5 protein-coding genes are annotated in these 8,870 nt (G+C 61.9%); all 5 read left to right on the forward strand.

The genetic code is table 11. From position 1 onward, the window contains the following. Position 1 precedes the first annotated feature (1 nt). The 5 genes from ACYYKW_RS20620 to ACYYKW_RS20640 all read left to right on the forward strand — a co-directional run bounded on the left by ACYYKW_RS20620 (position 2) and on the right by ACYYKW_RS20640 (position 8,405). The gene (locus ACYYKW_RS20620; protein ID WP_464991003.1) at positions 2–1,585 is read left to right on the forward strand and encodes a VWA domain-containing protein; all 1,584 of its coding nucleotides are present in this window, start codon (positions 2–4) and stop codon (positions 1,583–1,585) included. Continuing rightward, entirely contained in the window at positions 1,582–3,021 is a 1,440-nt protein-coding gene (locus ACYYKW_RS20625; protein ID WP_464991004.1) for a BatD family protein, read from the forward strand. Before ACYYKW_RS20620 ends, ACYYKW_RS20625 begins: the two co-directional genes overlap by 4 nt. After that, a complete protein-coding gene (locus tag ACYYKW_RS20630) occupies positions 3,018–4,040 on the forward strand; it encodes an HAD family hydrolase (RefSeq protein WP_093101276.1) in 1,023 nt (340 codons plus the stop codon). Before ACYYKW_RS20625 ends, ACYYKW_RS20630 begins: the two co-directional genes overlap by 4 nt. Positions 4,041–4,113: 73 nt before the next feature. After that, entirely contained in the window at positions 4,114–5,694 is a 1,581-nt protein-coding gene (locus ACYYKW_RS20635) for an arylsulfatase (protein ID WP_093101274.1), read from the forward strand. Between the two features lie 206 nt (positions 5,695–5,900). Then, entirely contained in the window at positions 5,901–8,405 is a 2,505-nt protein-coding gene (locus ACYYKW_RS20640) for a spermidine synthase (RefSeq protein ID WP_464991005.1), read from the forward strand. The last annotated feature ends 465 nt before the right edge of the window (positions 8,406–8,870 follow it).

Here is an 8,870-nt window from a genome sequence, read left to right on the forward strand (position 1 = left end):
AATGGAGATCAACCTCAGCGATCTGCACTTTCTACGCCCAGCATGGTTGCTGCCAGCGCTGTTCGCGGCGTTTTTACCGCTGCTCTGGCGCCGCGGCCGCGACTTGCAACGACAGCTGCGCGGGCAGATCGCCGAACACCTGCTGGCACATTTGTTGGTCACGCCTGAAGATCACCAACGCCTGCGCCCGGTGCATGGGCTCTGCGCGTTGCTGATGCTTGGCGCGATCGCCGCTGCCGGTCCGACCTGGGAACAGGACCGCCCGGACTTTCTCGAAAACCGCGCACCGCTGATCGTCGCGGTGGATCTGTCGCCGTCGATGGACGCCAGCGATGTGCAGCCAACCCGGCTGGAGGCGGTTAAACACAAGCTGCACGATCTGATCCAGCGTCGTGCCGGCGCGCGCACCGCACTGATTGCCTACGCCGGCAGTGCGCATCTGGTGTTACCGGCGACCGATGATCCTGCGCTGCTCGATACCTTTATCCAAGCGTTGAACACGGGGCTGATCGATAAACCGGGCAAGAACGTTAGCGCCGTGATCGATCAGGCGAAACGCTTGCTCGACGCGGAAAAGACACCCGGCACCCTGCTGCTGCTCACCGACGGCGCCGACACCGCGCAGCTCGGCGTCCTCGATCAGCGTTTGCGCGGTAGCGCCTTGCAAGTGTTGGTACTCGCGGTCGGCAGTGTTGACGGCGGCGTCATTCAGGGTGCCAACGGCCAACCGCGCAGCGATGACAACGGGCGCCCGGTGCTGGGCAGCTTCGATCAGGCCGCGCTCAAGCAACTGGCGTCTGCGGTTGATGCACCACTGGGCAGTCTGACCCTCAACAACGACGATCTGGACTGGATCGAATTGCACGCGCAACGGCACTTTCAGACCAGTAGCGCCGAGCAGCGCGAATTGCACTGGAAGGACGCTGGCTACTGGCTGTGCTGGCCGCTGTTGTTGCTGGCGCTGTTCAACGTGCGCAAGGGCTGGAGCGTCAATTGGCTGCCCGCACTGTTGCTGACCGCGGGGCTGGGCTGGCCAGCAGCGCCGGCGCAGGCCAACGCGCTGACCGACGCTTTTTTCACCCGCGATCAACAGGGCCGCTGGGCCTTCGAACACGATCACTTGCCGCAAGCGGCGGCGCTGTTTATCGACCCGTACTGGAAAGGCATTGCGGCGTATCACGCGGCCGATTACGACCTCGCACTGGCGACCTTTGCGCGGCTGGACACGCCGCAGGCGTATTTCTATCTGGGCAATATTTACGTGCGCCGTTTCAAGTTCGATCAGGCCATCGCTGCGTATACCCAAGCCTTGAAACTGCAACCGCAGTTCCCCGAAGCCACGGCCAATCTGGCCCTCGCGCAGGCGCTGCTGCAAGACACCGAAAGCGCCGAGCAGAACGTCCCTGAAACCAAACCCGACGAGGTGAAATTCGACAAGGCACCGGGCAAGGGCCAGAGCAAAGCGATCAAGACTGAACAAGCGGCGTCCGATGCGCTGTGGTTGCAGAACCTGACCACCTCGCCGGCGAAGTTTTTGCGGCAGAAGTTCAGGTTGCAGGATCAACAGGCGGCAGCCAGTCGATGATTTTTTTCAGACCTGCTGCCGCCATCGCTGGCAAGCCAGCTCCCACAGGGTATTGCAGAGTAGTCAAATCTCGCCTTAACACAGTGAGCCCCTGTGGGAGCTGGCTTGCCAGCGATGGGGCCCGATCATTGATCACAAAAATCAGCTTGCTAATGAGCTGCCTGTTCACACTTCAGGTCTTCGCCGCCGAACCCCAACTCAAGGTCCACGCCCATCTGCAACCGGCCGAAGGCGCGATGGTCGGCGGTCTGGTCGAGCTGCAACTCGACGTTCTCACCGACACCTGGTTCACCAGCGCCGCCACCCTGCCCGATCTCAAGCTCGACGGTGCCTTGGTCACACCGCCGGACGGTCAGGCGCAGCACCTCAATCAGTCCTTCGACGGCGTGGCCTTCAGTGGGCTGCGCTACCGCTATCTGATCACGCCGAACGTCGCGCAAACCTTCGCTATTCCGGCCCTGACCGTGCGCGCCACGCCCGGCCAGGCCAGTGCTGAACTCAGCGCCCAAAGCCAGCCGCTACAGTTCGGCGCTACCCGGCCGCCAGGTTTTGCCGCCAGTGAAACGCCGCTGGTAGCGACCGCGCTGCGCTTTACGCAAGAAATCGTCAAGTCGGCCACGCTGCTGAAAGTCGGCGACAGCATCAGCCGGCAGTTGACCCTGCAAGCGGACGGCGCGTTGGCGATGGCCCTGCCAATACCGTCACTCGGCGATGTCGGTGGCCTGAGTCGCTATGTGCAAAACCCGCAAGTCAGCGCCATGGACGACGGTCGCGGCAATATTCTCGGCGGGCAGCGCATCGACAGCGTCAGCTATCGCGTCGATCAGGCAGGTTCATACACGCTGCCGGCGCTCGAGATGAAATGGTGGGACGCTACGGCGAAACAACTGCGCAGTGCACAAGTACCGGCGGTCACCTTCGAGGCAGTGGCGAACAGCGCTTATCAGCCGGTGTTTTCGATCACTGAAGACCTCAAGCAACTGGGTCGCGATCAACTGCGTTTTTCCACCCGCTGGTTGCTCTGGCTGAGCGTATTGGTCGCGTTGATCAGCGCCGTTTATCTGCTGCGCCCTGCGTTCACTCGCGCCCGGCAGCGCTGGCTGGCACGCAGGCACGCCAGGCAGATGGCGTGGCTGCAATCCCCCGCGTTCGCCTGGCAACAAATCGATGGCCAGTTGCAAGCCCGCCCGGCGCAATTGAGCGCCCTGTATCTGTGGCTGCGGCGCAGTCGACTGGGGCTGAAACTGGTCGAGGCCGGGCCGCGCCTGCAGGGACTGTTACGCGGGCTTTACGGACGTCAACCGACCACTGAGCAAACACTTGTTCAACTGCGCCAATCCTTGACTACGCTTCAAAGTCAGGCCGAACAGCAGCAGGTAAAAACGGCCTCGGCGCTGCGTCCGCTCAACCCTGTTCACGAGAAGGATTTCCCATGACGAACCCGATGCTGTACCGCCAACGTTTCGGACTCGCCTTGCTGTTTGCACTGGCCCTGCCGTTGCTCGCCCAGGCCAGCGAGCCGCTACCGTCGTGGCAGGAAGGCCCGGCGAAAAAAAGCATCATCGAATTTGTCCAGGCTGTGACCGACCAGAGCAGCAAGGACTTCGTCAAACCGGCCGACCGGATCGCCGTGTTCGACAACGACGGCACGTTGTGGAGTGAGCAGCCCGCCTACTTCGAACTGCTCTTCGCCTTTGACGAGATCAAGCGCACCGCGGCGCAGCATCCGGAATGGAAAACCACGCAACCCTTCAAAGCGGTACTGGAAAGCGATCACAAAGCCCTGGCCGCGACCGGTATGGAGGGCGTGCTGAAAATCGTCGGTGCCACCCACACCGGCATGACCACCGAAGCTTTCGATGACTACGCGAAAACCTGGCTGAGCCAGGCGCGCCATCCAAAGACCGGCAAGCCGTACACCGAAATGATCTTCCAGCCGATGCTGGAAATGCTCGACTACCTGCGCAGCCAGGACTTCAAGACCTACATCGTTTCCGGTGGCGATACCGGCTTCATGCGTGCGTTTGCCGAGAAGGTCTACGGCATTCCCCCCGAGCAAGTGATCGGCACCACGTTCATCACTTCCTTCCAATACGAGGACGGCAAGGCCTCAATCCTGCGCACGCCGAAACTGGCGCACAACGACGACGGCCCCGGCAAACCGGAAAGCATCGACGCGGTCATCGGCAAGCGCCCGATCCTCGCCTTTGGCAATTCCGACGGCGACCTGCAGATGCTGCAGTGGACGGCCGCCGGGCCAGGCAAACGATTCATGGGGCTGGTGCATCACACCGACGCCAAACGCGAGTGGGCCTATGACCGCCAATCGAGTATTGGCCGGCTCGACCTGGCCCTCGACGAAGCAGAATCCCGCGGCTGGACCGTGGTCGACATGGCTGCCGAATGGCGGCGTATCTACCCGTTCGAACCGCTGGCCACCGAGCAGGTGCAATAAAAGAAAGCGTGCTGCAGGACTGCAATAAACGTTTGTCGCAAAAACAACCACCCCCGCGAAAGGAGCAAGTCATATGACTCGCATACGCAAGTGGCTACCGAAGCTCGCCCTCGTGGCGACGTCGGTGATGGCGTTGTCGGCAACCGCCACAGCGGCTGAAAAACCCAACATTCTGGTGATCTTCGGCGACGACGTTGGCCAGACCAACATCAGCGCCTATTCCATGGGCGTGGTCGGCTACAAGACGCCCAACATCGACCGTATCGCCAAAGAAGGCATGATCTTCACCGATTACTATGCGGAAAACAGCTGCACGGCCGGGCGATCCTCGTTCATTACCGGGCAGACGCCGTTGCGTACGGGGCTGTCGAAAGTCGGCATTCCGGGCGCACCCGTAGGCTTGCAAAAACGTGACATCACCATTGCCCAGGCGCTCAAGGCGCAGGGTTATGCGACCGGTCAGTTCGGCAAGAACCACCTCGGCGACAAGGATGAGTACCTGCCGACCAACCACGGCTTCGATGAATTCTTCGGCAACCTGTATCACCTCAACGCCGAGGAAGAACCGGAACGCCCGTATTGGCCCAAGGATGATGCCGAGTTCGTCAAAACAACCTCCCCGCGTGGCGTCATCCACAGCTTCGCCGACGGCAAGATCGAAGACACCGGCGCGTTGAACAAAAAACGCATGGAGACCATCGACGACGAAACCACGGCCGCTGCACAGGCCTTCATCGAGAAACAGGCCAAGGCTGATAAACCCTTCTTCGTCTGGATGAACACCACCCGCATGCACGCTTTTACCCACGTACGCGATTCAATGAAGGGCCAGAGCGGCATGCCCGGCAATGACTACGCCGACGGTATGCTCGAACATGATGGTGACGTGGGCAAACTGTTGAAAACGCTCGATGACCTGAAAATCACCGACAACACCATTGTGGTCTACACCACCGACAACGGTCCTAACCAATGGTCGTGGCCAGACGCTGCCACCACGCCGTTCCGCAACGAGAAAAACTCCAACTGGGAAGGTGCGTATCGGGTGCCGGCAATGGTGCGCTGGCCGGGCAAAATCAAACCGGGCGAAGTGTCCAACGAGCTGTTCTCGGGTCTGGACTGGTTCCCGACCTTGCTCGCGGCGGCCGGTGAAACCGATGTGACCAACAAATTGCTCAAAGGCTGGGCGCCGACGTCTGGAGGCAGCACCTTCAAAGTCCATCTGGATGGCTACAATCAGTTGCCCTACCTGACTGGCCAGAGTCCGAAGAGCGAGCGCAAAGAGTTCTACTACTTCAATGACGACGGCGTACTGGTGTCGATGCGCTTTGGCAACTGGAAAGCGGTGTTCTGCGAGCAGCGCGCGCCGGGCGGATTCAAGGTGTGGAGCGAACCGTTCGTATGCCTGCGCGTACCGAAGATTTTCAACCTGCGCATGGACCCGTATGAACGTGCCGACATCGTCTCCGACCAGTATTACGACTGGACGACGAAGAACGTTTATCTGACTGAAATGGCCGTTGGCAAGTCTGCCGCATTCCTGCAGACCTTCATCGACTATCCACCCAGCCAGAAACCGGCGAGCTTCAGTATCGACCAGATCCGTGCGGCAGTAGACGCTAAAATCGCTGAAAAAATGAAAGCTGCTCAGTAACACCGTTGCACCGCCGCTCGCCCTCGTCGGCGGGCGGCCCTTTTGACTTGAGACCGTGTCGCCTCCATCGCGGGCAAGCCCGCTCCCACAGGTATCTCTGTGGTTCACAAAACCGGTAATCACCGGAGTTCCTTGTGGGAGCGGGCTTGCCCGCGATGAGGCCGGCACTTTCATGATGATTTTCGAATCGAAACAAGGCCCCCGCAATGTCCACACGTATCGCCAGCAAGCCGTCGGCCATACCCGCCTCGCCCAGCGCCGCTGAGACCCTGCTCGTCCCCGCCATCCTGCTGTGCATTTCCGGTGCTGCCGCGCTGGTTTATCAGGTGCTGTGGATCAAGCAGTTGTCGCTGGTGGTCGGGGTCGAGGTGTATGCGATCACCACGGGCATCAGCGCCTTTTTTGCTGGGCTGGCCATCGGCGGCTGGGTGTTCGGGCGGTGGGCCGACCGCGTGGCGCAACCGTTGTTGCTGTATGCCGGGCTGGAGGTGCTGGTGGCGATCCTCGGGGTCGGCGCCACGGTGGGCATGAGCCTTGCGGCCAGCGCGTTTGCCTGGCTGCAAAGCCATGTCGGCGTGTTCGCCTGGCTGTTGCCGTTCACCCTGGTCGGCATTCCCGCCGTGTTGATGGGCGGCACCTTGCCGGTGCTGGTGCGCGCGCTGGCCAACGATCCGGGCAAGGCTGGCGGGCAGTTGTATGCGGCGAACACTTTGGGGGCGATCATCGGCACTTTGCTCGCCGCGTTTATGCTGATCGCCAGTCTCGGCGTTCGCGGCAGTGCGTTGTTTGCGGCGATGCTCAACCTGCTCGCGGCGGCCGGCGCATTGTGGTTCGCCCGCCAGCATCCAGCCGCTGTGACAACCCCCATCAAACATCACGCTGAGAAAGCGCCGGACCGCACCGCGCTGTGGCTGTACTCCGTCGCCGGTGGCGTGGCGCTCGGTTATGAAGTGGTGTGGTCACAATCGATCGTGCAGTTCATGAGCACACGCACCTATGCCTTCGCCGTGGTGCTGGCGACCTATCTGGCCGGTTTGTTCATCGGCAGCGCCCTGCTCGCCCGCCGCGTCGAGCGCATCCGTGATCCGTGGGGCGTGTTCGGTCTGTTGATTGCCGGCGCCGGGCTGGTCGCGTTGCTGGAAATCGCCCTGCTCGGGCGCTGGCTGGTGCTGGCACAGAGTCAGGCAGAAACCTGGTTGTTGAACATGGGAGCCAGCGAACTGGCCGGAATGAGTGCGCGCTTTGCCGTGGCGGCGCTGAGTATCGTGTTTGTGCCGACCCTGTTGCTGGGCGCGGCGTTTCCGTTGGCGTTGCGTTTGAGCGTCGGCCAGCAGCGCGTCGGCCGGGACGTCGGCGCGGTGGTGGCGTTCAATACGCTGGGCGGGATTGTCGGCGTGATGCTCTGCGGTTTTCTGCTGATCCCTTGGCTGGGTCTGGTGCGCACCTTGGGCCTGCTGGCGATGATCGCCGCAGGCATCGGTTACTTCGCCGTGCGCAAAGGGCATCACGTCAAGAAAGGCCGGCGTCAGGCCGTGGTGGCATTGGGGCTGGTCACCGTGGCCGTGGCGCTGTTGACCCCGGCCGAAAAACTCGCCAGCCAGCTGCCCGGTGCACGCAATGGCACCCTCGCGTTCTACGAAGAAGGCCGTGGCGGCACCGTTGCGGTCGTCGCTCAAGGTCGCGGCGCGAATACGTTCCACCGTTTGTACATTCAAGGCGTATCCAACACCGGCGATGCCATGCCGTCGCTGCGCTACATGCGCATTCAGGCACTGCTGCCGCTGCTGATCCACAACGGCGAACCGCGCTCGGCCCTGGTGATCGGTTTCGGCACCGGCATTACCGCCGGCGCCCTGCTGCGCTACCCGGGCCTGCAGCACCGGGTGGTTGCCGAGCTGTTACCTGCCGTGGTCGAAGCCGCGCCACTGTTCAAAGGCAACTTCAACGCCGCCAGCGACCCCGGCGTGGACGTGCGCCTGCGCGACGGCCGCCAGGAACTGCTGCGCAGCGCGCAGACCTACGACCTGATCACCCTCGAACCGCCACCGCCGTCAGCCGCCGGTGTGGTCAACCTGTATTCGCGCGACTTCTACCAACTGGCCGCCAGCCGCCTGCAACACCAGGGCATCGTCGCGCAATGGCTGCCACTGCCGACGCAGAACATCGACGACTCGCGCTCATTGGTACGCAGCTTCCTCGATGTGTTCCCCTACGCCTCATTGTGGACTAGCGAATTCCACGAAATGCTGCTGGTCGGGTCGCTGCAACCCATGACCCTCGACGCGGCGAAAATCAGCGCACGTATCCAGCAGGACAGCGTGCGCAGCACCTTGCAGGATGTCGGCATCGGCTCCGCCGCCGCCCTGCTCGCCACCTGGGTCACCGACCGCGCCGGCCTCGAACGCTTCGCCGCCGACGCCCCCGCCGTGACCGACGATCAACCCCGCATCGAATACGCACCGTGGGTGCGCCGCCAGGAAATCACCCGCGTGCTGCCGGCCTTGCTTGACCTGTACCAACCGCCGCCACTGGTGAACGCCGATGGCGGATTCACCGAACGCCTGCAAGCGCACCGCCAGCGCCTGATGCAATTTTATCGGGCGAGCCTGCATGCCTATGACGGTGATCGCGATGCCTGGGCGCGGGATATTCGCGCAGTCATGCAGGGGGATGGCGGGAACCCGTATTTTCGCTGGTTTGTCGGGCAGTGATGTGGCGCCTGTTGGGGCGCTATCGCCAGCAGGCTGGCTCCCACAGGTTTCGCGGTGGAGGCAAGGCTTGGGACAACATACGAATTCACAGTGGGAGCCAGCCTGCTGGCGATGGCGGTGGTTCAGGCAAATGTTTGACTCAGTCTGAAAATCAAAAGCCCCTCACCCTAACCCTCTCCCGGAGGGAGAGGGGACTGACCGCGGTGATTGGCAGATATACGCCAACATGCAATACCGAGTTGTACACACAATTTGAAAAGCCCAAAGATCGGCTCGCTCTCCAGAGGGAGAGGGCTGGGGTGAGGGGCAGCCACACCACCAATCCAAAGCCAACCACCCGCTTCTAACCACTCAACAATGAGCGTTAGCTCGAGTGCTCTTGATCTTGCCTAACCAGCGACATCGGAAGGCTGAGTGGAGGGATTGATCCGGGCGTGGGAGCGTAGCGACCGTCTGGCGCAGCCA

This window comes from Pseudomonas sp. 15C, from assembly GCF_055484735.1.